This is a genomic window from Enterobacter sp. R-25, assembly GCF_049913205.1.
GTDB lineage: Bacteria > Pseudomonadota > Gammaproteobacteria > Enterobacterales > Enterobacteriaceae > Enterobacter > Enterobacter ludwigii.
Window position 1 is genome coordinate 2,103,785 of sequence record NZ_CP183982.1, and the last position, 22,426, is coordinate 2,126,210.

The 22,426-nt window shown below is 57.6% G+C and carries 20 protein-coding genes, 1 pseudogene and 1 riboswitch; of the genes and pseudogenes, 12 read left to right on the forward strand and 9 right to left on the reverse strand.

The window, feature by feature from the left end:
* Positions 1-111 precede the first annotated feature (111 nt).
* Positions 112-474: a cell envelope integrity protein TolA gene (locus tag ACN9MQ_RS10110; protein WP_426021459.1), complete on the forward strand. Its 363-nt coding sequence runs from the start codon at positions 112-114 to the stop codon at positions 472-474.
* 1 nt (position 475) lies between these two features.
* On the opposite strand, the gene ACN9MQ_RS10115 is transcribed toward ACN9MQ_RS10110, so the two are convergent.
* On the reverse strand, positions 476-1,729 hold the full coding sequence (locus ACN9MQ_RS10115; protein WP_020884288.1) for an MFS transporter: 1,254 nt from the start codon (positions 1,727-1,729) through the stop codon (positions 476-478).
* Between the two features lie 121 nt (positions 1,730-1,850).
* Here ACN9MQ_RS10115 and ACN9MQ_RS10120 point away from each other — a divergent pair, with 121 nt between their 5' ends.
* The 3 genes from ACN9MQ_RS10120 (at position 1,851) to bioD (ending at position 4,924) form a co-directional block, all read left to right on the forward strand.
* Positions 1,851-2,783 carry a LysR family transcriptional regulator gene (locus ACN9MQ_RS10120; protein ID WP_426021460.1) on the forward strand — a complete coding sequence of 311 codons (933 nt, stop codon included), beginning with the start codon at positions 1,851-1,853 and terminating at the stop codon, positions 2,781-2,783.
* 94 nt (positions 2,784-2,877) lie between these two features.
* Positions 2,878-4,098 (forward strand): sugar metabolism global transcriptional regulator Mlc, encoded by a 1,221-nt coding sequence (mlc, locus tag ACN9MQ_RS10125; protein WP_020884286.1) that lies wholly within the window; start codon positions 2,878-2,880, stop codon positions 4,096-4,098.
* A gap of 130 nt (positions 4,099-4,228) precedes the next feature.
* Complete coding sequence (bioD, locus tag ACN9MQ_RS10130) at positions 4,229-4,924, forward strand: dethiobiotin synthase (RefSeq protein WP_014169857.1); 696 nt, start codon at positions 4,229-4,231, stop codon at positions 4,922-4,924.
* Here the strand turns inward: bioD and clcB are convergent.
* From clcB to ACN9MQ_RS10170, 8 genes and pseudogenes are all read right to left on the reverse strand, one after another.
* The gene (clcB, locus tag ACN9MQ_RS10135) at positions 4,859-6,169 is read right to left on the reverse strand and encodes a voltage-gated ClC-type chloride channel ClcB (protein ID WP_426021461.1); all 1,311 of its coding nucleotides are present in this window, start codon (positions 6,167-6,169) and stop codon (positions 4,859-4,861) included. The two genes, bioD and clcB, sit on opposite strands and share 66 nt — an antisense overlap.
* Positions 6,170-6,337: 168 nt before the next feature.
* Positions 6,338-7,486, reverse strand: a complete 1,149-nt coding sequence (osmV, locus tag ACN9MQ_RS10140) for an osmoprotectant ABC transporter ATP-binding protein OsmV (protein WP_047357361.1) — start codon at positions 7,484-7,486, stop codon at positions 6,338-6,340.
* Positions 7,486-8,133: an osmoprotectant ABC transporter permease OsmW gene (gene osmW / locus ACN9MQ_RS10145; protein ID WP_014169860.1), complete on the reverse strand. Its 648-nt coding sequence runs from the start codon at positions 8,131-8,133 to the stop codon at positions 7,486-7,488. The genes osmV and osmW overlap by 1 nt, the downstream gene beginning before the upstream one ends.
* 8 nt (positions 8,134-8,141) lie before the next feature.
* Positions 8,142-9,022 (reverse strand): annotated as a pseudogene (gene osmX / locus ACN9MQ_RS10150) (osmoprotectant ABC transporter substrate-binding protein OsmX).
* 18 nt (positions 9,023-9,040) lie between these two features.
* On the reverse strand, positions 9,041-9,751 hold the full coding sequence (gene osmY, locus ACN9MQ_RS10155; protein ID WP_032678051.1) for an osmoprotectant ABC transporter permease OsmY: 711 nt from the start codon (positions 9,749-9,751) through the stop codon (positions 9,041-9,043).
* 273 nt (positions 9,752-10,024) lie between these two features.
* Positions 10,025-10,768: a YoaK family protein gene (locus tag ACN9MQ_RS10160; protein WP_032678052.1), complete on the reverse strand. Its 744-nt coding sequence runs from the start codon at positions 10,766-10,768 to the stop codon at positions 10,025-10,027.
* A 156-nt stretch (positions 10,769-10,924) separates the two neighbouring features.
* Complete coding sequence (locus ACN9MQ_RS10165) at positions 10,925-11,548, reverse strand: glutathione S-transferase family protein (RefSeq protein ID WP_047955528.1); 624 nt, start codon at positions 11,546-11,548, stop codon at positions 10,925-10,927.
* A gap of 106 nt (positions 11,549-11,654) precedes the next feature.
* A complete protein-coding gene (locus tag ACN9MQ_RS10170) occupies positions 11,655-11,948 on the reverse strand; it encodes a DUF1330 domain-containing protein (RefSeq protein WP_410378561.1) in 294 nt (97 codons plus the stop codon).
* 68 nt (positions 11,949-12,016) lie between these two features.
* Between ACN9MQ_RS10170 and ACN9MQ_RS10175 the strand changes: the two genes are divergently transcribed.
* From ACN9MQ_RS10175 to atzF, 8 genes are all read left to right on the forward strand, one after another.
* Positions 12,017-12,469: a MarR family winged helix-turn-helix transcriptional regulator gene (locus ACN9MQ_RS10175; RefSeq protein ID WP_040017354.1), complete on the forward strand. Its 453-nt coding sequence runs from the start codon at positions 12,017-12,019 to the stop codon at positions 12,467-12,469.
* 216 nt (positions 12,470-12,685) lie between these two features.
* Positions 12,686-12,784, forward strand: a riboswitch (guanidine-I (ykkC/yxkD leader).
* 57 nt (positions 12,785-12,841) lie between these two features.
* Positions 12,842-13,900 carry a putative urea ABC transporter substrate-binding protein gene (locus tag ACN9MQ_RS10180; RefSeq protein ID WP_032681129.1) on the forward strand — a complete coding sequence of 353 codons (1,059 nt, stop codon included), beginning with the start codon at positions 12,842-12,844 and terminating at the stop codon, positions 13,898-13,900.
* A 17-nt stretch (positions 13,901-13,917) separates the two neighbouring features.
* On the forward strand, positions 13,918-14,733 hold the full coding sequence (locus ACN9MQ_RS10185; RefSeq protein WP_014169869.1) for an ABC transporter permease: 816 nt from the start codon (positions 13,918-13,920) through the stop codon (positions 14,731-14,733).
* On the forward strand, positions 14,730-15,506 hold the full coding sequence (locus ACN9MQ_RS10190; RefSeq protein WP_014169870.1) for an ABC transporter ATP-binding protein: 777 nt from the start codon (positions 14,730-14,732) through the stop codon (positions 15,504-15,506). The genes ACN9MQ_RS10185 and ACN9MQ_RS10190 overlap by 4 nt, the downstream gene beginning before the upstream one ends.
* A 13-nt stretch (positions 15,507-15,519) precedes the next feature.
* Positions 15,520-16,227, forward strand: coding sequence for an urea amidolyase associated protein UAAP1 (locus ACN9MQ_RS10195; RefSeq protein WP_040019021.1), 708 nt, complete (start codon positions 15,520-15,522; stop codon positions 16,225-16,227).
* Between the two features lie 11 nt (positions 16,228-16,238).
* Positions 16,239-16,871: an urea amidolyase associated protein UAAP2 gene (locus ACN9MQ_RS10200; RefSeq protein ID WP_025204312.1), complete on the forward strand. Its 633-nt coding sequence runs from the start codon at positions 16,239-16,241 to the stop codon at positions 16,869-16,871.
* 152 nt (positions 16,872-17,023) lie between these two features.
* Positions 17,024-20,626, forward strand: a complete 3,603-nt coding sequence (gene uca / locus ACN9MQ_RS10205) for an urea carboxylase (protein ID WP_426021462.1) — start codon at positions 17,024-17,026, stop codon at positions 20,624-20,626.
* Complete coding sequence (gene atzF / locus ACN9MQ_RS10210; RefSeq protein WP_426021463.1) at positions 20,623-22,422, forward strand: allophanate hydrolase; 1,800 nt, start codon at positions 20,623-20,625, stop codon at positions 22,420-22,422. Before uca ends, atzF begins: the two co-directional genes overlap by 4 nt.
* Positions 22,423-22,426 lie beyond the last annotated feature (4 nt).

Here is a 22,426-nt window from a genome sequence, read left to right on the forward strand (position 1 = left end):
GTAGTATCAAAATTCCCGCCAGAATCCAAGCCATTACCCCTTAGAGTTTGGTGCTATTTCGTTCAGTAACGCTGTGTTATAACCCTAAAAAAAACGACTGCCGGATGGAAAATGAACAAGGTTGTGAGTGTAGGGATTGCAGTGTTGCTGACGGGGTGCCAGACACATCATCATGACGTGATCCCGTTCAACACCGAAGAAGACTCCGCGCACACATGGGCGTTTGCGTATGTGGAAACAGTGAAACAAAGGATGATGACCGCAGAGCAGTATGAAGGGAAGCTCTGCTCGTTAAAGATTCACCAGCCCAAAGGCGCGGCCTATGTGACCGACATTCAGGTGGTAAAAGGCAGCGATCCTGAGCTGTGTAAGGCCGCCATTGCGGCCTTACAGTCTGCCAGTGACGATCATGTGCTCCCAGTGGTACCTGATGAGCGTATCGGGGAAAACTACACGCTCGATTTCAAACCCTGAATCAGTGCAGACGCTGGTGTAAACGGGTCCCTACCAACAGCGCCCCGCAGAGCATCAGCGCAATAAAACCGCCCACGCCGTTCCAGCCATAGTTATGCCAGAACACCCCACCCAGCGTCCCCGCAAAGCTGGAACCGAGGTAATAGCTGAACAGATACAAAGACGACGCCTGGCCTTTGGCCCGGCGAGCGCGTGGCCCAATCCAGCTGCTGGCCACCGAGTGAGCGGCGAAGAAACCGGCAGAGAAAAGCAGCATCCCGGCGAAGATAAGCCACAGGGAGGCGAAAAGGGTCATCAACAGGCCGAGCAGCATGACGGCGGTAGAGACCAGCATAACCGGACCGCGTCCAAAGCGGGCCGTCATCGCTCCGGCTTTAGGTGAACTCCACGTACCGGTGAGATACGCTACAGAGAGCAGACCCACCACCGCCTGGCTCAGGTGCCACGGGGAGAGCATCAGGCGATAGCCGATATAGTTAAACAACGTAACGAATGAGCCCATCAGCAGAAAGCCGGTCAGGAACAGCAGCGGCAACCCTTTGTCACGCCAGTGCAGACGGAAGTTGATAAACAGCGTTTTCGGGCGCAGGGAGGTGGAACGAAAATGACGTGATTCCGGAAGGATTCTCCAGAACATCAGCGCAGACGCAAGGGCAAAGCAGCCGATGACCGCCAGCGCAATACGCCAGTTAAAGAAGTCCGTAAACACCCCGCTCAGCAGACGTCCACTCATTCCGCCAATCGAGTTCCCGCTGATGTACAGCCCCATAGAGAAGGCGACAAAGCTCGGGTGGATCTCTTCGCTGAGATAGGTCATCCCGACCGCCGCCACGCCGCTCAGGGATAACCCAATTAACGCGCGCATCACCAGGATACCGTGCCAGCTGGTCATCATCGTGGAGAGTAACGTACAAATCGAAGCCAGCATCAGGGCGGTAACCATCACCTGTTTACGGCCAATGGCGTCGGATAGTGGCCCGGTGAAAAGCAGACCAATCGCCAGCATGCCGGTAGAGATGGAGAGCGAAATACTGCTGCTGGCAGGCGATACGCCAAATTCATGGGAAAGAACGGGCAGGATCGGCTGAACGCAATAGAGCAGGGCGAAGGTTGCCAGACCCGCTGAGAAAAGCGCCAGCGTGACGCGCATGAACTGGGGGGTACCACGTTTAATGAACTGAACCGGCTGCGATGCTGCGGGTAAATCATCAATATCTCTGGCCGGATCGATATCAATGGTAGATGTACGACTCACACAATGTCCTTGCTTAAACATCCCCGTGGTTTCGGGTGACGGGTATGACCACACGATCAGAGTAGGAAAATGTAAATATTCTGTCTAATATATTAATAATCTCAAATGATACTTTAAAAATATGAATATCGAACTGCGTCATCTGCGCTACTTTGTCGCCGTCGCTGAAGAGCTTCATTTTGGCCGCGCGGCGGCAAGACTGAATATCTCACAACCCCCGCTAAGCCAGCAGATCCAGATCCTTGAGCAACAGGTCGGGGCGCGCCTTCTGGCACGGACCAACCGCAGCGTGAGCCTGACGGCGGCCGGGAAGCAATTTCTGGCCGACAGCCGACAAATTCTCAGTATGGTGGATGAGGCGGCAGCCCGGGCAGAGCGGCTTTATCTCGGAGAAACCGGAGAGTTGCGGATTGGGTTTACCTCGTCTGCACCGTTTATCAGCGCTGTTTCGCAGACCCTGTCGTCGTTTCGCCGGCATTTTCCGGATGTGCATATTCAGACGCGCGAAATTAATACCCGCGAGCAAATCGCTCCGCTGAATGAAGGTTCTCTTGATTTAGGTCTGATGCGTAACACCCAACTCCCGGATACGCTGGCGTGGCAGGTTATTCTGCGCGAACCGTTGATGGCAATGATCCCGCACGATCATCCGCTCGCCTCGCGTTCGGCGGTCACGCTGGCAGAGCTGGCAAAAGAGCCGTTTGTTTTTTTCGACCCGCAGGTAGGTACCGGTCTGTACGACGATATTCTGGGCCTGTTACGACGCTACGATCTTGCCCCGATCATTACGCAGGAAGTCGGGGAAGCGATGACCATCATTGGGCTTGTCGCGGCGGGGCTGGGTGTCTCTATTCTTCCGGCCTCGTTTAAACGGGTACAATTGCGTGAAATGCGCTGGGTTGCTATCGCCGAAGGCGATGCTGTTTCGGAAATGTGGCTGGTATGGTCGAAACATCATGAGCAGAGCCATGCAGCGCAGCGGTTTAAAGCACAACTGTTAAGCGCCTCTGCAGGACAATATTTAGAGGGAAAAGTGGGTAAAAATGTGCAGTAAATCACATGGCTAAGTAAATATTTGACGACGGCCATTGAAGTGCTTCACCATAGCCCACAGTTTATTTCGATGCTCGAAAATAAGGGAGTACGAGGTGGTTGCTGATAGTCAGCCAGGGCACATTGATCAGATTAAGCAGACCAACGCTGGCGCGGTTTATCGCCTGATTGATCAGCTTGGCCCGGTTTCGCGTATCGATCTTTCGCGCCTGGCACAACTGGCACCTGCCAGTATTACCAAGATTGTTCGTGAAATGCTGGAAGCCCACCTGGTCCAGGAGACGGAAATTCAGGAGCCGGGCAGCCGCGGCCGTCCGGCGGTCGGTCTGGTGGTGGAGACCGAAGCGTGGCACTACCTGTCACTGCGCATTAGCCGGGGAGAGATCTTCCTTGCCCTGCGCGATTTAAGCAGCAAGCTGGTGGTAGAAGACCGGCTGGAACTGCCGCTCAAGGCTGAACAATCGCTCCTCGATGCCATTGTCACCCATATCGATCACTTCTTTATTCGCCATCAGCAACGCCTTGAACGCTTAACGGCCATTGCGATCACCATGCCGGGTATTATTGATACCGAAAATGGAATCGTGCACCGCATGCCGTTCTACGACGATGTTAAAGAGATGCCGCTGGGCGAGGTGCTGAAAAATCACACCGGCGTGCCGGTCTATATTCAGCATGACATCAGCGCCTGGACGATGGCGGAGGCGCTGTTTGGCGCATCCCGCGGCGCAAGGGACGTGATTCAGGTGGTGATTGACCATAACGTCGGGGCGGGCGTCATCACCGACGGACGCCTTCTGCATGCCGGAAGCAGTAGCCTGGTCGAAATCGGCCACACGCAGGTCGATCCCTACGGCAAGCGCTGTTACTGCGGCAACCATGGCTGTCTGGAAACCATCGCCAGCGTGGAAAGCGTGCTGGAGCTGGCGCAGGTCAGGCTCAGCCAGTCCATGAGCTCTTCGCTGCACGGACAACCGTTGACCGTCGATTCACTCTGCGCCGCAGCGCGTCAGGGGGATCTGCTGGCAAAGGATATTATTACCGGAGTGGGGAATAACGTTGGCCGCATTCTGGCCATTATGGTGAATCTCTTCAACCCGCAAAAAATCCTGATTGGCTCACCGCTGAGTCAGGCGGCGGAAATCCTCTTCCCGGCTATCTCGGCCTGTATTCATCAACAGGCGCTCCCGGCCTACAGCAAAAATATTGCCGTGGAAAGCACCCAGTTTTCCAATCAGGGCACCATGGCTGGTGCAGCCCTGGTCAAGGACGCCATGTACAACGGCTCGCTGCTGATCCGCCTGCTACAGGGTTAACTCTTTTCCGCAGATGTACGAAAAATTGCGCTATCTCAAGCTGGGTAGCGCACGCATCCCGTAGACTTCCCCCACTGAATTATTTCTCTGGTTTATATTTTCGAAGCATACCCAAGAGGTGGAATGAGTCATGCTTAAGCGTTTCTTTGTTACGGGTACAGATACCTCTGTCGGCAAGACCGTTGTATCCCGCGCGTTGCTACAGGCTCTGGCAGCAAGCGGTAAACGTGTTGCAGGGTACAAACCGGTCGCAAAAGGCAGTAAAGAGACGCCCGAAGGATTGCGGAATAAAGACGCCCTGGTGTTACAAAGCGTCTCGTCACTGGAACTGCCATATCACGCGATCAATCCCATTGCCTTAAGCGAAGATGAAAGCAGCGTGGCGCACAGCGGTCTGATTAATTACACCCTGTTGTCCGACGGTCTGGCGAACCTGAGCGAGATGGCCGACCATGTCGTGGTGGAAGGTACCGGCGGATGGCGCAGCCTGATGAACGATCTGCGCCCGCTTTCTGAGTGGGTGGTGCAGGAGCAACTGCCGGTGATCATGGTGGTCGGTATTCAGGAAGGGTGCATCAACCATGCGCTTCTGACGGCGCAGGCGATTGCCAATGACGGATTGCCGTTGATTGGCTGGGTCGCAAACCGTATCAACCCGGGCCTGGCGCACTACGCGGAAATCATCGACGTGCTGAGCAAAAAACTGCCGGGACCGTTGGTGGGCGAGCTGCCTTATCTGCCGCGTGCCGAACAGCGTGAATTAGCGCAGTACATCGATCTCTCTTCCCTCGGTCGGATGTTGTCCGTAGATCGAGTCGTGGCGTAACGTCCGCGACAAGACGGACGCGATCACGCAGGCAATCAGCAAACCGGGCAGCAAAAAATACTGCCCGGTCATTTCACAGACCATCAACGCAGACATAATGGGCGCATGGGTCGTCGCGGCGAGTAACGTCGCCATGCCTGCCAGCCCCAGCAAAATCACCGTTTCAGACCCCGGAAACCACAGCCCGAAGAGTTGTGCAAACAGCATTCCTGTGGCCAAGCCGACAAACAACGTCGGTGTGAAAACCCCGCCCGGCGCGCCAGAACCACTGCTTGCCAGTACCGCCAGTAATTTACAGAGAAATACACCTGCTATCACGGACAGCAGCGGTGGGGCGAGCAGAAAAGCCTGAACCACGCTGTAGCCATTCCCCCACACGTCAGGCGTCAGGAGCGACAGCAGCCCGACGATCGCTCCGCCGAGCGCCAGTTGCCAGGGCGGCGAAAGCCTGAGACGCAGAAATAACGAATGGCTGAACGCCATTAGCCACATCAGCAGCGGTCCGCACAGGCCCGCCAGCAGGCCTGTCGCGACAAGCAGGCCATAATCTGCCGCACTGAGTAGGCCACTCAGATGGACGTCATAGAGCGTACCGGCACCGGGCGCTAAGAGTCGCGTGGTAAGCAGGGCTACCACCGCCGCAATCACCACCGGCCCGAGCGAGGCCACCATCAGCGTGCCAAACAGAATTTCGGCAATAAACAGGCTGCCGGCCAGGGGCGCGTGATAGGCGCTGGCCATCCCGGCCGCGGCTCCGCAGGCAATCCATAATTTCCATTCGGATTTCGGCGTAAAGCGTTGGGCAAAAAAGGAGGCGGCCAGCGCCGCAAGCAGGATCATGGCACCTTCGCGGCCGATGGCGCTCCCGCTGGAGACAACCAGCAGTGACGCAAGGGATTTTACGAGGCTCGAGCCATAATCAAACTGGCCGTCGCCCGTCTCCAGTGCTTCCATATAATCTGTCGGCGCATGAGGACGTTGCGCCGTAAGCCGCTGCCATCCCCACAACAATAACCCCGCCGCCAGCCCTCCCAGTGCGGGCGTCAGCGCGCGACGCCACGGGGATAACGCGGCCGCGGCATTCACCAGACTGCCGCTGTTGTTACTGAGAAACAGCCACTCCAGCAGATACATGCTGTGGCGGAACACCGCGACGGCCAGCGCGGCCAGTATGCCGGTAAGGGTGGCAATCAGAAGTCTGCGAAACATCGCGCGGATGTCGGGATAAGCGTGAAGACGTTGCATGGGCCGCAATTAAATGTGGGAGATACAATATTGTGAGGGGAAATCGCGGGCTTAGCAAAAGGTATGCGTGCGATGAACCGTGTCGGCCTGAGCAAATGCGCTGTAGGGGAGCGTGCCGCCGGGCAGGTCAGCGCCATACGTCTGGCCCGCCCGGCATAGAGTTTTCGCTTAACTCTCGCTGTGAATATTCAGCGCCCGGCGCGTACGGCCGGAGCTGAGATACTCGGCAATATAATCCTGTGAGATCTCGCCGTTATAGCGGCCCTCTTCGTCGACAATCGGCATCCAGCTGGTGTTGCTCTCATACAACCGTGAAAGCACCACGCGCAGGTTATCCTCCGCTTTGCCGGTCATACGGAACGGATGCAGGATATCGGCACAGGTGCCGCTGGCATTACGCGCTTCCCGACGCTTCACAAAGCCCAGCGGTTTACCCCGATCGTCCACGACGGTAATGGCGCGAATATCGTTGTCATCCATGGTTGCAAAGGCCTCAGAAAGCAGGGTAGAGCCCCGTACGGTGAGGGTCGGTTGCTGGTCGGTGACATCGCCTGCCGATACCAGCAGCAGACGCTTGAGCGTACGGTCCTGGCCGACAAACGAGCCGACGAACTCGTTCGCCGGTTTTGCCAGCAGTTCGTCCGGGCTGGCGCACTGGACAATACGCCCCTGGCGGAAGACGGCGATACGATCCCCAAGCTTCAGGGCCTCGTCGATGTCATGGCTGACCAGCATCACGGTCTTTTTCAGTTTACGCTGCATCTCCAGGAACTGGTTCTGGATCACCTCGCGGTTTATCGGGTCCACCGCACCGAACGGTTCATCCATCAGCAGTACCGGAGGATCCGCGGCCAGGGCGCGGATCACGCCGATACGCTGCTGCTGACCGCCGGACATTTCACGCGGATAGCGGTTGAGAAATTTATGCGGGTCCATGGCCACCATATCCATCAGCTCTTCAGCGCGGGTTTTACATCGGGCTTTATCCCAGCCCAGCATGCGCGGCACCACGGTGATGTTTTCCTCAATGGTCATGTTCGGGAACAGACCAATCTGCTGAATAACGTAGCCAATATTGCGGCGCAGGGTCACGGTATCCATCCCGCTGGTGTCTTCGCCGTTAATCAGGATCGTGCCGCTGCTTGGTGCGATCAGACGGTTAATCATCTTCAGGGTGGTGGTTTTCCCACAGCCTGACGGGCCGAGCAGGACGCACATTTCCCCTTCAGGCACGTTGAGGTTGACGTTGTCGACGGCCTTAACGCTCTGGCCGTGTTTCTGCGAAAATTGTTTGGTGAGGTTTTCCAGTTTTATCATTATCGTATCCCCTTTGGAGTCAGAACGACCTGCAGACGATGCAGCAGCCAGTCGAGCACAATCGCTAAAAGACAGATCATCAGCGCACCCGCAATTAACATACGAATATCACTACCGCCGATGCCGTTAAGCAGCAGCAGGCCAAGGCCACCAGCGCCAATCACTGCAGCAATGGCCATCACGCCGATGTTCATCACGACGGCGGTGCGGATACCGCCAAAAATCACCGGCAGTGCCATCGGGATTTCAACCCAGCGCAAACGCTGCCAGAAGGTCATCCCGATACCGCGTCCGGCTTCACGCAGGCCCGGCGGCAGGCTGTCCAGCGCGGTATGGGTGTTACGCACAATTGGCAGCAACGAGTAAAGAAACACCGCCGTGATAGCGGGCAGGGCACCAATGCCCTGACCGATCAGCGAAAAGAGCGGGATCATCAGGCCAAACAGCGCAATGGACGGTATCGTCAGCACGATGGTGGCAATCCCCAGCACCGGCGTCGCCAGCCATTTGTGGCGGACAATCAAAATCCCCAGAGGGACGCCGATGAGTATGGCTAGCCCAACCGCCAGCGCCACCAGCCACAGGTGTTGCAGCGTCAGGGTTAACAGATAGTCCCAGTTATCCAGAATGTAATGAATCGTCTCCATAGCGCCTCCTACAGCAACTGTTTGCTACGCAGGAAATCACGGGCGACCTGCTGCGGTGACTGATGGTCGATATCCACCTTCTTATTCAGTTCGGTGATAACGTCGTTATTGAGCTGGGCGGAGAGAGTATTCAGCGCCTCTTTCAGACCCGGATTGGCGTCAAGGGTGTCTTTACGCACCACGGGAAGAAGCCTTTATCATCTTCCAGCACCTTCAGGTCGAAGCCTTTTACCCGCCCGTCGGTGGTATAGATAAGCCCGGCATCGACGAAACCGTCCCGCACTGCGTTATAGACCAGGCCGGGGTCCATCTGGCGGATCTGCGGGCGATCCAGTTCCATGTTGTATGCCGCCTGCAGCGGTTTCATCCCGTCGCTGCGTCCGGCAAATTCGAGGTCCAGACCGAGCAGCCAGTTTTTATCCGGATCGGTTTTACGGATCTGCTCAATCTTTGCGACCATTTCAGACATGGTATTGATGTGTTCCGCTTCGGCGCGTTTACGCTGCATGGCGAAGGCGTAGGTATTGTTCATATCGGCGGGGTTGAGCCATACCAGACCGTGCTTCGCGTCCAGGCGTTTCACCGTCTCGTAAGACTCCTGTGGTGACATGCGCTTGTTGATGTGGTTAAAAATGATTAACGACGTGCCGGTGTACTCCCAGGTCATATCAATTTGTTTGTTGATCATCGCGTTGCGGGAAATGACCGTGGCAATATTGGTCTGTGGCTGGACCTGAAACCCCTTTTTTTGCAGATACTGGACGGTCATGGCCGAGAGAATGTGCTGCTCGGTAAAGCTCTTGGTCGCCAGGATCAGCGGGGCCGCTATCGCCTGGCTGGTGAACAGTGCCGCGGCACACAGCGCCGTCAGGCTGGATATCAGTCTCATAAAAGCTCCTTGTTATTGTTATCGAGCGAGATGTGGACTCATCACGCGACCCAGCGCAGCCAGCAGGGTGTCGAGGATCAGAGCAAACAGGGCGGTGGCCGCCGCGCCGAGGATCAGCGTCGGGAAGTCGTTGAGGTAGATACCGGGAAAAATCAGTTCGCCGTAGCTGCTGGCACCAATCAGGAAGGCCAGCGGGGCGGTACCCACGTTGATGGCGGTGGCAATGCGGATCCCGGAGAGCATTACCGGCCAGGCGTTGGGAAGTTCGACCTGGCGCAGACGCTGCCATTTCGTCATCCCAATGCCATTAGCCGCTTCCAGTAACGACGCCGGAACCGAGCACAGTCCGGCATAGGTGTTTCGCACTATCGGCAGCAGCGAGGCGAGGAACAGGGCGATAATCGCAGGCGTATCACCGATACCAATCACCACCATTGCCAGCGCCAGAACGGCCAGCGGCGGCAGGGTATTACCAACGTTAAAGATCTGCATCACGTATTCAGCGATACCGCGTGCTGACGGGCGGCTCAACAAAATGCCGCTGGGAATGCCCATCAGCAGGGCAAAGAACATGGAGGAGAATACCAGGATTAAATGCTGTTGCCCGAGGTAAATCAGGTCAACCTGACGCGCCTTAATTGTATCCAGCCCAATTCCCCAGGTGAGGAGGGCAACGACCACAATAATGGCGCCGACAAAAAGCAGCGAACGTGTGAGTAATGGGTGCATTGCGATGTGTCTCCCTGTGCGCATGCGTTATAGCAACCACGGGTTGCCTGTTGTTATGCCATGTTTCGGCAGGGGTAGATGACCTATAGCAAGCGTTTGGGATGGGTTCCAGCGAAGGGGGAAAATCAGTAACCCTATGAAATTAGTGACAACCTTAGGTTAAGCCTTATGGAGCAAGGGCTGGCTGTGGGGCAGACAGAATTGTCCTAAAGCGTAATTTAAAATGTGACAGTGTCACATGGCGTGAGCGTCTCCTCACGCCTGCGACCCTCATTATCGGCTGAAGGCGGCGCGCACCCGGCGAACGCGCACTGAGGTGCTGATGATGGAAAAGGCGGCGACAACGACGAGCATCACCCCAAGCGCCAGCATGGCGTTAAACCCAATCCACCTGAACAGGATCAGCCCGGCGATACCGCCGGTAATAAACGAGAAAATGGTGGTTAAGTGGGTTTTGAGCTGACTTTTTTGCGCTGCCGTATCTTTGGAATAATCCCGGCGGAGCATCGCCACCAGGACCGAGGCCAGGGATATTCCCGCGTCCGTCAGCGTGCCGGTAATATGGGTTGATCTTACCCGGCCGCCGGAAAGCTGGGTCGACGTTGAATTATGAATCCCCATCAGACCACAAAGAAAGATAATAATTTCACGGTTAGTCGTGAGGGCATGGAAATACATCTCGTAACAGGAAACGCCGGTCAGTAATAATCCCTCGACCAACAGTATCTGGCAAAAAACCAGCCTGATATTATGGATAACCCCCCATAACACGATGATACGGGCCATGATTGCGCCGGCAACAAAAGACAGAATAATGGCGCCAAAGAACAAAATATCATTCAGATCGGTAGAGGAAACTTCGCTGGATAATTGGGAGGTATTGCCGGTCATATGGGAGGGAAAAAAGCCAAATGCCCCGAGGGCGATGGCGTTGAGCAAGCCTGCTGAGGTCGCCAGCCAGAGTGCGAGCAGGCGATCCTCCTGATGCGTTCGTTCTTTTTTGAGTTTAATCAGCAAGAATACCTCCGGGTTGAGCTTTGCCTGACTATTCAGGCTAGCAAAGCGGTGCAAGGGGCTGTCCAGAATATTGCTTAATTATTATTCCTGATAACGGCATTCAGGGTTTTGTAATTAAATAAAATATCCTTGCTGAATGTGTGTGGGCTGAAAAACTTACACCATACCGTTATTCCCGTGACGTAAAAATGCCGGTCGCTGATTAAGCCGTTCGAACCAGGCGTTAATTGACGGCACATCAGGCTTATCAAATGGCGTCATTTTCCAGCGGTTCACCGAAAGACCAAGTACCACGTCTGCAAGGGTAAACACCTCGCCCGCCGTATAGGCTGCAGTGCGTTGCAACTGCTCCTCCAGAATAGCGATGCAGTGGTTCCACGCTTTAATTCCGGCGGCAATACGCTCCGGGTCGTTATAGTCCGGGTTATTGCGTCCCAGTGCCGGAAAGACATACCGCCAGGCATTGTTGAATTCGCTTGCCTGCCAGTCCATCCAGCGTTCGACGTTGGCGCAGGCCTGCGGTTCCGTTGGCAGGAGATCCTCACGGCCGGCTTTACGGGCCAGATAACGGCAGATTGCGTTAGATTCCCAGAGGACGAACTCGTCATCGAGCAGCACGGGAACCATGGCGTTGGGATTCAGGGCGCGGAACGCAGCGGTTTGCGTGGAGGCAAAACCGCTGCCGTAGTCTTCCTGGTGATACTCGATACCCGCTTCTTCGCAGGTCCAGAGCACTTTACGTACGTTGATCGAGGTTGTCTTGCCCAGGATGCTTAACATGATGCCGGTGTCCTTTTAGAGATGCAGTGTTTAAAAACTCTACACCGGTTCTGGCGAACGGGTGGAGAAATCTGGAAACGATACCGCAGGCAAGGAAACGAAACGCTTAGTCAGTGGTGACAACGAACATTTTTGCCTGCTGTGCCAGCTGGCGTTCAGCTTTGATCGGGGCATATTTTTCCGAATGGTAAAACGCCAGCGCCTGCTGCAGTGAAGGGAACTCAAAAATGCCAGCAAAGGGTAGCGGTTCTTCATCGCCTTCAAGGCGTTCGACAACAGGACCAAAATGCAGAATTTTGCCGCCGGCCTCTTCAAGTGCCAGTCTGAAGTGAGGGGCAAGATTGGCCTGCCGTGCAGGGTCTATAACACGTAAATTGATATGGATAAATGCGGGCATCATGAAACCTTGAATAGCATTAATAGTGTATATACACTATTTTATCTCACCGTATCTGTCGAGCGTAAAGTATGAACACTGTTGATCTGGCGTTACTAAAAACCATCCCCGAGACCTGTCCGGCGTATCAGGCACGTGCAACAGCACGGGCTATTACGCGTTATTACAACGCCTGCTTCAGACCTTATGAATTGACGGCAGAACAGTTCAGCCTGCTGGTGGGGATCGGCGGTGGCGTAAATGAAACGGTGGCAGGGCTTGCATCAAAGGCCGGGGTGGATGCAACCACACTGAGCCGAAACATACGGATTATGGAGTCCCGTGGGGTTATTGAATCAACGGGGGGGCGCGGGCGCCGTGGAAAACAACTTAGCCTGACCTCGCAGGGGTGGGCGCTTCTGACATCCGTGATCCCCGTATGGCAGTCCGCAAGAGAGGAATTGTCACGTAAAATGGGAAGCGAGCAGCTCAGCCTGACGACGACGATGATGAAAGACCTGGCAAAAACCAGCACATCATTTTGAGCCTTTCCTGCTGTCGCAGACACGTTCTGTGGGCAACGCCGTCAGCACCACGCGTCATCCCAAAGAGCACCAGCACGGTGCACTCAACTCGCCTTGTCTCACCAAAACGGTGAAAGAGCCTGCACAGGCAGACTTAACAGTTTAATAATTAACATAAAAAATTCTGGCATATCCCTTGCAACGCTTAACACTGAAGGGCAGCACACCACAATTTGAAAAATAGCTGGCTAGGGTTCCGGTTCACTGCGGTGAATGGCTGGTCCAAGAGCTGGCGACCTCTGAGAGGTTACACGGCGGGACAAAAGCCCGGGAGACAGCAGCACCTGAAGGTGTCGCGCTGCCCCCTAATTTTGTGCCACTCAGAGGTCAAGCATGAAGAAAACGCCATTATTCCGCACCCTGGTACTCTCCCTGGCGATGCTGGTCAGTCTCCCCACCTTTGCTGCGGTGAAGAAAGAGTTCAACGTCTGCTGGACCATCTACGCCGGCTGGATGCCCTGGGGCACCCTTAGCAGTAGCAAAATCATCGATAAATGGGCCGATAAATACGGCATCAAAATCAACGTTGTTCAGCTCAACGACTATATCGAATCCATCAACCAGTACACTGCGGGCCAGTTTGACGGCTGCACCATGACCAATATGGATGCGCTGACCATACCGGCCGCTGGCGGCGTTGATACCACGGCGCTGATCCTTGGCAGCTATTCAGAAGGCAACGACGGCGTGGTGATGAAGGGCGAGGGCAAAACGCTCAACGACCTGAAAGGGATGAAAGTCTACCTGCCTGAGCTCTCTGTTTCCCACTATCTGCTGGTGCGCGGCCTGGAAAAAGCCGGCCTGGCCGAAAAAGACGTCACTGTGGTAAACACGTCTGACGCGGATATCGTCTCCGCCTTTGGCACGGCAAATGTGCAGGCGGCGGTAGCCTGGAACCCGCAGCTGTCGGTCATCAAAGGCACGCCAAAAACAACAGAAGTGTTCAGCTCCTCTCAGGTACCGGGTGAGCTTATCGACATGATGGTGGTCAACAGCGAAACCCTGAAAGACAACCCGGCGCTTGGCAAAGCATTAACCGGCGCATGGTACGAGATGATGGGGCTGATGAAAGCGCAGGATGCCACCGTGCTCAACGCAATGGCCGCCGCCTCCGGTACCGATCTGGCCGGTTATCAGGCGCAGCTGAAAACAACCCACCTGTTCTATACCCCGCAGGACAATATTGCCTTTTTAACGTCGCCGGAGCTGGCGAAAACCATGCAGCGCGTAGCCACGTTTTCGTTCGATAAAGGGCTGCTGGGCGATGGGGCGCAAAGCGCGGATTTCATCGGCATGCGCTTCCCGGGCAATGTCACCCAGGGCGATGCCAGCAACGTGAAGCTGCGCTTTGACGACAGCTTCGTGAAAATGGCCGCTGCCGGCACGCTGTGATAACGGACGGAACATCCATGCGACAAATTAATCGCCATCCCACGCCCGGCATGCGGCTGATGCTCGTGATGCTGCCTTTCGTCCTGCTGCTGGCCGCATACTTTTTCGGTTCCGCGGTCAGGCTGGAGGCTAACCCGCAGGACAAGCTGCTGCCTGGCCTGCAGCAGATGCTGGACGCGCTATCACGCATGGCGTTTACCCCGGATAAACGCAGCGGTGACTATCTGTTCTGGGTGGATACGCTGGTGAGCCTTGCCCGTCTTCTGACGGGGCTGGTCATCGCCTCGATCATCGGCCTCTGTGTTGGCGTCACCGCCGGTGTTTTCCCGCTGTGGCGCGCGTCGCTCTCGCCGCTGATGACGGTGCTGTCGATGATCCCGCCGCTGGCGATCCTGCCGGTGCTATTTATCGTTTTCGGGCTGGATGAATTGTCGAAAGTGATGCTGATTGTCATCGGCATCACGCCGATGCTGGCGCGCGATCTGGAGCATCGCGCGTGCGAAATCCCACCGGAGATTCTGATCAAAGCCCAGACGCTGGGTGCCAACAGCTGGACGCTGGTGTTGCGCGTGGTACTTCCGCAGCTGTTATCGCGGCTGCTGACCTCGCTGCGTCTGCTGCTGGGGTCGGCATGGTTGTTTCTCATTTCGGCAGAGGCCATCTCCTCAACCGCCGGGCTGGGCTATCGCATTTTCCTCGTGCGCCGCTATATGGCGATGGATGTGATCATTCCGTACGTCCTGTGGATCACGCTGCTGGCCTGGCTGATGGATCTGGCCCTGCGCCAGTTACATAAAACCTGGTTTCCCTGGGCGGAAGGAGGGAAGGCATGAGCTTTATCACCATCAACAATATCTGGCAGGAGTACGGCGACCACGTGGTGCTGGAGCGCCTCAATCTGCAGGTGAAAGAGGGCGAGTTCTGCTCAATGGTGGGGGCCTCTGGCTGCGGAAAATCCACGTTTTTGCGCCTGCTGCTCGGTCAGGAAGCGCCCAGCCGAGGGTCCATTACGCTCGACGGTAAACCGCTGCGCGCCGAGCCGGACAGCAGCCGGGGCGTGGTGTTTCAGCGCTACTCCGTTTTCCCGCATCTCAGCGTGCTGGATAACGTCACCATAGGGCTCGAACTGCCGCAAGCGCCGCTGTTCGGGCGCCTGTTTGGGGCAAAGAAACGCGCGGCGCGTGAGCGGGCCACCGGGATGCTGGAAAAAGTCGGTCTCGGGCATGCGATGCACAAATACCCGGCCCAGCTTTCAGGCGGTATGCAGCAACGTTTAGCCATTGCGCAGGCCTTCATCATGCAGCCGCGCGTGTTGCTGCTGGATGAGCCGTTTGGCGCCCTGGACCCGGGTATCCGTAAAGATATGCACGCCTTGTTGCTTCAACTGTGGGGGGAGACCCGCATGACCGTCTTTATGGTCACCCACGATCTTTCGGAAGGCTTTAACCTCGGCACTCGCTTACTGGTGTTCGACAAAGTGCGCCTCGACCCGCAGGCGCCCAACGCCTTTGGCGCCCGTATTACCTACGACATTCCGCTCAACGAGACGCGGCTCTCCGCGCTGAGTGGAACGGCTCCCGATAACGTTTATGCATTAAGGGGTTAACACCGTGAATACCATGACCATGTTACGTGAAGAGATCCTGCCCGGCGGCGGTCACCTCTCATTTGTGCTTAAGCGCGGGCAGATCCTGCGTATGACCGACATTGAAGGTGGAGCAAACGTCAGCCTGCTGATGCTGAATCCGCACGAGAAAAGTGAACGTCTGAACCTGCCCGACACCCTGAAAGGCCAGCACACCGCACGTCTGACCGCCGGACATTGCTTTTACTCCGACATGGGACGCGTGCTGGCAGGCATCACCGCAGATACCTGCGGCTGGCATGACCCGTTTGGCGGCGTACTGAACGCCGCCGAGGTGACTGAAAAGTATGGCCAGGGACGCTATCAGGAACTGCGCAACGGGTTTTACCGAAACGGAACGGACAACCTGCTGGTGGAGATGGGGAAGTGGGATCTCAATCTCGAAGATCTGCTGATGGTGGTCAACTTCTTCAGCAAAGTCACCGTCGATGACCGCGGTCAGTTCACCTTCCACGGCGGTTATTCGCAGCCGGGCAGTTACGTGGAGCTGTACGCCCCCATGGACACGCTTGTGGTGATGACCGCGCTGCAGCATCCGATGGATCCGTCCCGGGAATATGCCCCACGACCGGTCGCGCTGAGCTGGCGACAGGCTGAGGATGAAGAGGGGGCCGTTAACGCGCTTCTGACGCGCCCGGAAAACGAACGCGCCATGACCAATACCCGGCTTTTCGCCCTGTAAGGAGCAGTAAAATGACCATGATCTCTGAAAAGCATGTGCAAGACGCGGTATTTCGCCACGTGATCCCGGCAGGTGAACCGTACCTGTTCGAGGTGAAACAAGGGCAGACGTTGCGCCTGCTCGACCTGGAAGGTAACCAGGCGGTCGACACGCTGTTCTACAATGCCGATAACCCGCGTGAACGTTACGATGCACAGCGCACATTGCGCCGTCAGAACAACGCCTATCTCACGCGTGGCAGCGTCCTGTACTCCAGCCTCGGTAACCCCCTGCTGACCATTATCGACGATACCTGCGGGCGTCACGATACCCTCGGCGGGGCCTGCGCCCAGGAGAGCAACACCGTGCGATACGCCCTCGATAAACGCCATATGCACAGCTGCCGCGATAACTTCCTCTGCGCCTGTCTGCACGATGGACGTCTGCAAAAACGTGACATCACGGCCAACATCAATTTCTTTATGAACGTGCCGGTGACGCCAGAGGGCGGGCTGACGTTTGAAGATGGCATCTCCGCGCCGGGGAAATACGTCGACCTGCGCGCCGAGTGCAACGTCATTGTACTGATTTCCAACTGTCCACAGCTGAATAACCCCTGCAACGGCTGGAACCCAACGCCCGCTGAGGTGCTGGTATGGAACTGACGCCCACCCGCTGGCAGCGACTGCGCCAGGCGCTGTACCGCCTGTTTGAAGTCCGTGCCGGACGCATTCTGCCGTAACCGCTTTTTCCCCCATGGACGACCATGGGTGAGCCGATTTTCGGCGGGACGACCCGCCACGATTGAGTCTGACCTATGTTGACGACACTCCTGATTGCGAACCGCGGGGCGATAGCCTGCCGCATTTTACGCACCCTGCGCACCATGAAAATCCGTGGTGTGGCAGTCTATTCCGAGGCGGATATCAGCAGCCTGCATATTCGCGAGGCCGATGAAGCGCTGAGTCTGGGCGATGGCCCGGCGGCGAACACCTATCTGGATAGCACGAAGATCATCGCCGCCGCGAAAGCCAGCGGCGCACAGGCCATTCATCCGGGCTACGGTTTTCTCTCGGAAAACGCCGCGTTCGCCGAAGCGTGTGACGCCGCGGGGATTGCCTTTGTGGGCCCCACGCCGGAACAGCTGCGTCTGTTTGGGCTAAAGCATACCGCTCGCGCGCTGGCGAAAACGCACGGGGTTCCGATGCTGGAGGGCACCGACCTGCTGGCCGATGTTAACCAGGCCGTCAACGCTGCCGCCGAAGTGGGATATCCGGTGATGCTGAAAAGCACGGCGGGAGGCGGCGGCATCGGTATGCGCGTCTGCTATGACGCAGAAGCGCTGCGCGACGCGTTCGATGCGGTAGTGCGTCTGGGGAAAAATAACTTCAGCGACGCGGGTGTATTTATCGAAAAGTACATCGAGCGGGCGCGTCATCTGGAAGTACAGCTGTTTGGCGACGGCAAGGGCGAGGTGATTGCCCTCGGCGTGCGCGACTGCTCTGTGCAGCGGCGTAACCAGAAAGTGCTGGAGGAGACGCCCGCGCCAAACCTGCCGGCGGGCATGGCGCAGGCACTGTGCGAGGCGGCGATAACGCTGGGTAAAGCGGTCAACTACCGCAGCGCGGGCACCGTTGAATTCGTTTATGACAGCGACGCCGCCCGCTTTTACTTCCTTGAGGTGAATACCCGTTTGCAGGTGGAGCACGGCGTGACCGAACAGGTGTGGGGCGTGGATCTGGTGCGCTGGATGATCGAACTTGCCGCCGGAACATTGCCGCCACTGGCGACACTGCGTGACACCCTGAAACCGAAGGGGCATGCCATTCAGGCCAGGATCTATGCCGAGAACCCGGGCCGCCAGTTCCAGCCTTCACCGGGACTGCTCACCGACGTGGCTTTCCCGCGCGATGACCGCGTTACGCTGCGCATCGACAGCTGGGTTGAGGCCGGATGTGAAGTCCCGCCGTTTTTTGACCCCATGTTAGCCAAAATGATCGCCTGGCAACCGACACGAGAAGCCGCCATCCGCGTGCTGCATTCCGCGCTGGGGGAGACCCGTCTTTATGGCGTTGAAACCAACCGCAGCTATCTGCAGCAGATCCTGACCTTCGCGCCGTTTGCCGCAGGTGAGCCCTGGACCCGCTGTCTTGAGCACCTGATGTACCAGGCGTCCACGCTGGAGGTGCTCAGCGCCGGTACGCAGACCACGGTACAGGATTACCCGGGACGCACAGGCTACTGGGCGGTTGGCGTTCCGCCATCCGGGCCAATGGACAGCCTGGCGCTGCGTCTCGGTAACCGTCTGCTGGGCAATAAAGACGATGCCGCCGCGCTTGAGATCACCCTCAGCGGCCCGACGCTGAAATTCAACTGCGATGCGCAGCTGGTGGTGACGGGCGCTGAAATTGCGCTCACGCTGGACGGTGAACCGCTGGCCAATAATCACGTTTTTCGCGTCCGTGCGGGCATGACGCTGCGTATGGGAGAGATCCGCGGTGAGGGCGTGCGCAGCTATCTTTGCCTGCGCGGCGGGTTTAACGTGCCGGAATATCTGGGCAGTAAAAGCACCTTCACGCTGGGGCAGTTCGGGGGGCACGCCGGACGGGCGCTCCGCACAGGTGACATTTTGCACCTGGCTCCGTTAATCGAGCCGGTTGCGGACGCGCCGCTGCCGCAGGCGCTGCACACGAGGCTGGACGCGGTGCGCGAACTGCGGGTGATTTACGGCCCGCACGGTGCGCCGGAGTATTTCACGCCGGATTACATCGCGACGTTTTTCGCCACCGAATGGGAAGTGCATTTCAACTCCAGCCGGACGGGGGTACGCCTGATTGGCCCGAAACCGGAATGGCTTCGCGACAGCGGCGGCGAGGCGGGCCTGCATCCGTCGAACATTCATGACAATCCGTATGCCATCGGCGCGGTGGATTTTACCGGCGATATGCCGGTGATCCTCGGCCCGGATGGCCCAAGCCTGGGCGGGTTTGTCTGTCCGGTCACCATCATCGAGGCCGATCTGCACGCGGTAGGGCAACTGAAGGCGGGAGATTACGTTCGCTTTGTGCCGGTGGATATTGCCACCGCGCGACGGCTGGCGCAGGCGCAGGAGCGCCAAATCGCCAGCCTGACCCCGCAACCTGTCACGTGGCAACCTGCCGGTCTGGACTCACCGATTGTGCTGACGCAGGGGACGGACGATAAACGTCTGGTGGCGAGAGTGTCGGGTGATACCCATCTGCTGCTGGAGATTGGCGAGCCTGAGCTGGATCTGGTACTGCGTTTTCGCGGCCACGCGCTGATGCAGGCGCTGGAGGACCGGGCGCTGAAAGGCGTTATCGATCTCACGCCGGGGATCCGCTCCCTGCAAATTCATTATCAGCCGGAAACGCTGCGCCTGGATAGCCTGCTGGAGGTGATCGCCGGGCTGTGGCAGGGCGTTTGTGACCAGGACTCGCTGGACGTGCCGTCGCGCATCGTCTGGCTGCCGCTCTCCTGGGACGATCCGGCGTGTCAGAAAGCCATCGACAAATACATGACCACCGTGCGCCGCGATGCGCCGTGGTGCCCGAGCAACCTGGAGTTTATCCGTCGCATAAACGATCTGGCTAACATTGATGAAGTGTATAAAACGGTGTTCGACGCCCGTTATCTGGTGATGGGGCTGGGGGATGTCTACCTCGGCGCGCCGGTGGCCACGCCGCTCGACCCGCGACACCGTCTGGTGACCACCAAATACAATCCGGCGCGTACCTGGACGGCGGAGAACTCGGTGGGCATTGGTGGGGCATACCTCTGCATCTACGGTATGGAAGGGCCGGGCGGGTATCAGTTTGTAGGGCGAACCCTGCAGATGTGGAATCGCTATCGCACGGTAGAGGATTTCGGCGGCAAGCCCTGGCTGCTGCGTTTCTTCGATCAAATTCGCTTTTATCCGGTTTCTGCCGGGGAGTTACAAAATATCCGCCGGGATTTCCCGCTGGGGCGTTATCCGCTGCGTATTGAACACACCACGCTGAAACTGGCGGAGTATCAGCAGTTTCTGGCTGACGAAGCACCTGAGATTGAGGCATTCCGTACGCATCAGCAGGCGGCGTTTAACGCCGAGCGTGAGCGCTGGATAGCGGGCGGGCAGGCGCATTTTGACAGTAGCGATGAACTGACGGATGACGGTGACGACGCGCCGTTACGGTCGGGAGAATCCGGTGTTGAAAGCCCGGTTGCCGGCAACCTGTGGCAGGTGAACGTTGAGGTCGGCAACACCGTGCGCGAAGGCGATGTGCTGGTGGTGCTGGAGTCGATGAAAATGGAGATCCCGTTAGTTGCCACTCAGGACGGTGTGGTCAGTCAGGTCCGTGTCCAGCCGGGGTCGTCGGTGCGGGCGGGCCAGTGCGTGGTCGTTCTGGAGAAAACAGCATGAAGCCTCTTTATGATTTACGTCTCTCTGTGCTGGCAGAGGCATACCGTGAAGGCCAGATCGCCCCGCGTGAGGTGATAACGGCATTACGCGAGCGCGCGCTGGCGCTGAACCCGTCATTTAACGCTTTTATTTATCTGCTCACCCCTGAAGAGCTGGAGCCGTACCTCGCCGCGCTGGAGGGCGTAGCGCCGGACACGCTGCCGCTGTTCGGCGTGCCCTTTGCCATCAAAGACAATATCGATCTGGCAGGTATCTACACCACCGCCGCCTGTCCGGCATTTGCGTATCGGGCAGAGCAGGATGCAACGATAGTTTCGCAGCTGATTGCGCTGGGGGCGATTCCGCTGGGGAAAACTAACCTCGATCAGTTCGCAACCGGCTTAAACGGTACGCGCTCGCCGTATGGCCCATGTCGTAACAGCGTTCATCCGGATTACCCGTCCGGTGGCTCCAGCGCGGGGTCGTCGCTGGCGGTCGCCCTGGGTCTGGCGAGCTTCGCGCTGGGAACGGACACGGCCGGCAGCGGGCGCGTACCGGCCTCGCTGAATAATCTGGTCGGCCTCAAGGCAACCAAAGGACTCATCTCCACGGCTGGGGTTGTGCCAGCCTGCCGCACGCTGGACTGCGTCACGTTTTTCACCGCGACAGCAGCAGAGGCCAGCCAGCTGCTGGCACTCACGGCGCGACAGGATCCGCGTGACGAATACAGTCGGTCCAACCCGGCGTGGAACGGCCCGCAGGCTTTTGGTGTCCCTGCTGCGGGCTTTCGCTTTGGCGTGCCGGAGACGCTGGAGTTTCTCGGCTGTGCAGAAAGCGAGGCGCTGTATCACCGCGCGAAGACGGGGCTTATCGCGCTGGGTGGCGTGCCCGTGACTCTCGACTTTGCACCGTTTCTGTCGGCCGCGAAACTGCTCTATGACGGCCCGTGGGTCGCCGAGCGTTATCACCTCGCGGGTGCGCTGATTGAACGCCAGCCCGACGCGGTATTGCCGGTTATCCGTGATGTTCTGCAAAACGCGCCTGCAGCCACTGCGGTGGCGGCGTTTGACGCGCAGTACAAACTCCAGCGGTATAAAGCCGAGTGCGATGCCATGATGGCCGACCTGGATTGCGTATTAATCCCGACGTATCCCCGCCCGGTGAGTCTGGCTGAGCTGGCCGATGAACCGGTTAAAAGCAACTCGGCGCTGGGCATCTATACCAACTTTATGAACCTGCTCGACTATGCCGCCGTAGCGGTCCCGGTCGGAGAAATGAACAATGGGCTGCCATCCGGCGTCACGCTGTTTGGCCGCGCGTTTACCGATCAGTATCTGCTCAGTCTGGCCGATACGTTACAACGTCACACAAAATTAACGTTACCGGGCAATCGTGCCATGCTGGACGACGCGCCGACCTGCACCGCAACCCATGACCGCCTGCGGATAGTGGTCTGCGGTGCGCATATGGACGGTCTGGCGCTCAATGTTCAGTTACGAGAGCGCGGAGCACGTCTTGTAGACGCGACCACCAGCGCACCTTATTACCGTCTGTATGCGCTGGCGGACGGTAAACGTCCCGGAATGGTTCGGGTGGCAGACCAGGGGGCCGGGATTGCGGTCGAAGTCTGGGAGCTACCGCACAGCGAAGTGGGGTCGTTTCTCGCCGGGATCCCCGCACCTCTGGGGCTGGGAAAAATCGAGCTGCAGGACGGACGGTGGTTGACCGGGTTTATCTGCGAGGCGTATGGCCTGGAGGGGGCACGGGATATCACCGAATTTGGTGGCTGGAGAGCCTGGCTTGCCCGGAAGCGGTGAGCAA

What these genes read in the sequence shown, in the direction of transcription:
- ACN9MQ_RS10195 (WP_040019021.1), top strand. Translation starts at nt 15,520, where the DNA reads ATGACCATGTTACGTGAAGAGATCCTGCCCGGCGGCGGTCACCTCTCA.
- osmV (WP_047357361.1), bottom strand. Translation starts at nt 7,486, where the DNA reads ATGATAAAACTGGAAAACCTCACCAAACAATTTTCGCAGAAACACGGC.
- ACN9MQ_RS10165 (WP_047955528.1), bottom strand. Translation starts at nt 11,548, where the DNA reads ATGTTAAGCATCCTGGGCAAGACAACCTCGATCAACGTACGTAAAGTG.
- osmY (WP_032678051.1), bottom strand. Translation starts at nt 9,751, where the DNA reads ATGCACCCATTACTCACACGTTCGCTGCTTTTTGTCGGCGCCATTATT.
- ACN9MQ_RS10190 (WP_014169870.1), top strand. Translation starts at nt 14,730, where the DNA reads ATGAGCTTTATCACCATCAACAATATCTGGCAGGAGTACGGCGACCAC.
- uca (WP_426021462.1), top strand. Translation starts at nt 17,024, where the DNA reads ATGTTGACGACACTCCTGATTGCGAACCGCGGGGCGATAGCCTGCCGC.
- ACN9MQ_RS10185 (WP_014169869.1), top strand. Translation starts at nt 13,918, where the DNA reads ATGCGACAAATTAATCGCCATCCCACGCCCGGCATGCGGCTGATGCTC.
- ACN9MQ_RS10120 (WP_426021460.1), top strand. Translation starts at nt 1,851, where the DNA reads ATGAATATCGAACTGCGTCATCTGCGCTACTTTGTCGCCGTCGCTGAA.
- ACN9MQ_RS10175 (WP_040017354.1), top strand. Translation starts at nt 12,017, where the DNA reads ATGAACACTGTTGATCTGGCGTTACTAAAAACCATCCCCGAGACCTGT.
- clcB (WP_426021461.1), bottom strand. Translation starts at nt 6,169, where the DNA reads ATGCAACGTCTTCACGCTTATCCCGACATCCGCGCGATGTTTCGCAGA.
- ACN9MQ_RS10170 (WP_410378561.1), bottom strand. Translation starts at nt 11,948, where the DNA reads ATGATGCCCGCATTTATCCATATCAATTTACGTGTTATAGACCCTGCA.
- ACN9MQ_RS10200 (WP_025204312.1), top strand. Translation starts at nt 16,239, where the DNA reads ATGACCATGATCTCTGAAAAGCATGTGCAAGACGCGGTATTTCGCCAC.
- ACN9MQ_RS10180 (WP_032681129.1), top strand. Translation starts at nt 12,842, where the DNA reads ATGAAGAAAACGCCATTATTCCGCACCCTGGTACTCTCCCTGGCGATG.
- osmW (WP_014169860.1), bottom strand. Translation starts at nt 8,133, where the DNA reads ATGGAGACGATTCATTACATTCTGGATAACTGGGACTATCTGTTAACC.
- ACN9MQ_RS10110 (WP_426021459.1), top strand. Translation starts at nt 112, where the DNA reads ATGAACAAGGTTGTGAGTGTAGGGATTGCAGTGTTGCTGACGGGGTGC.
- atzF (WP_426021463.1), top strand. Translation starts at nt 20,623, where the DNA reads ATGAAGCCTCTTTATGATTTACGTCTCTCTGTGCTGGCAGAGGCATAC.
- bioD (WP_014169857.1), top strand. Translation starts at nt 4,229, where the DNA reads ATGCTTAAGCGTTTCTTTGTTACGGGTACAGATACCTCTGTCGGCAAG.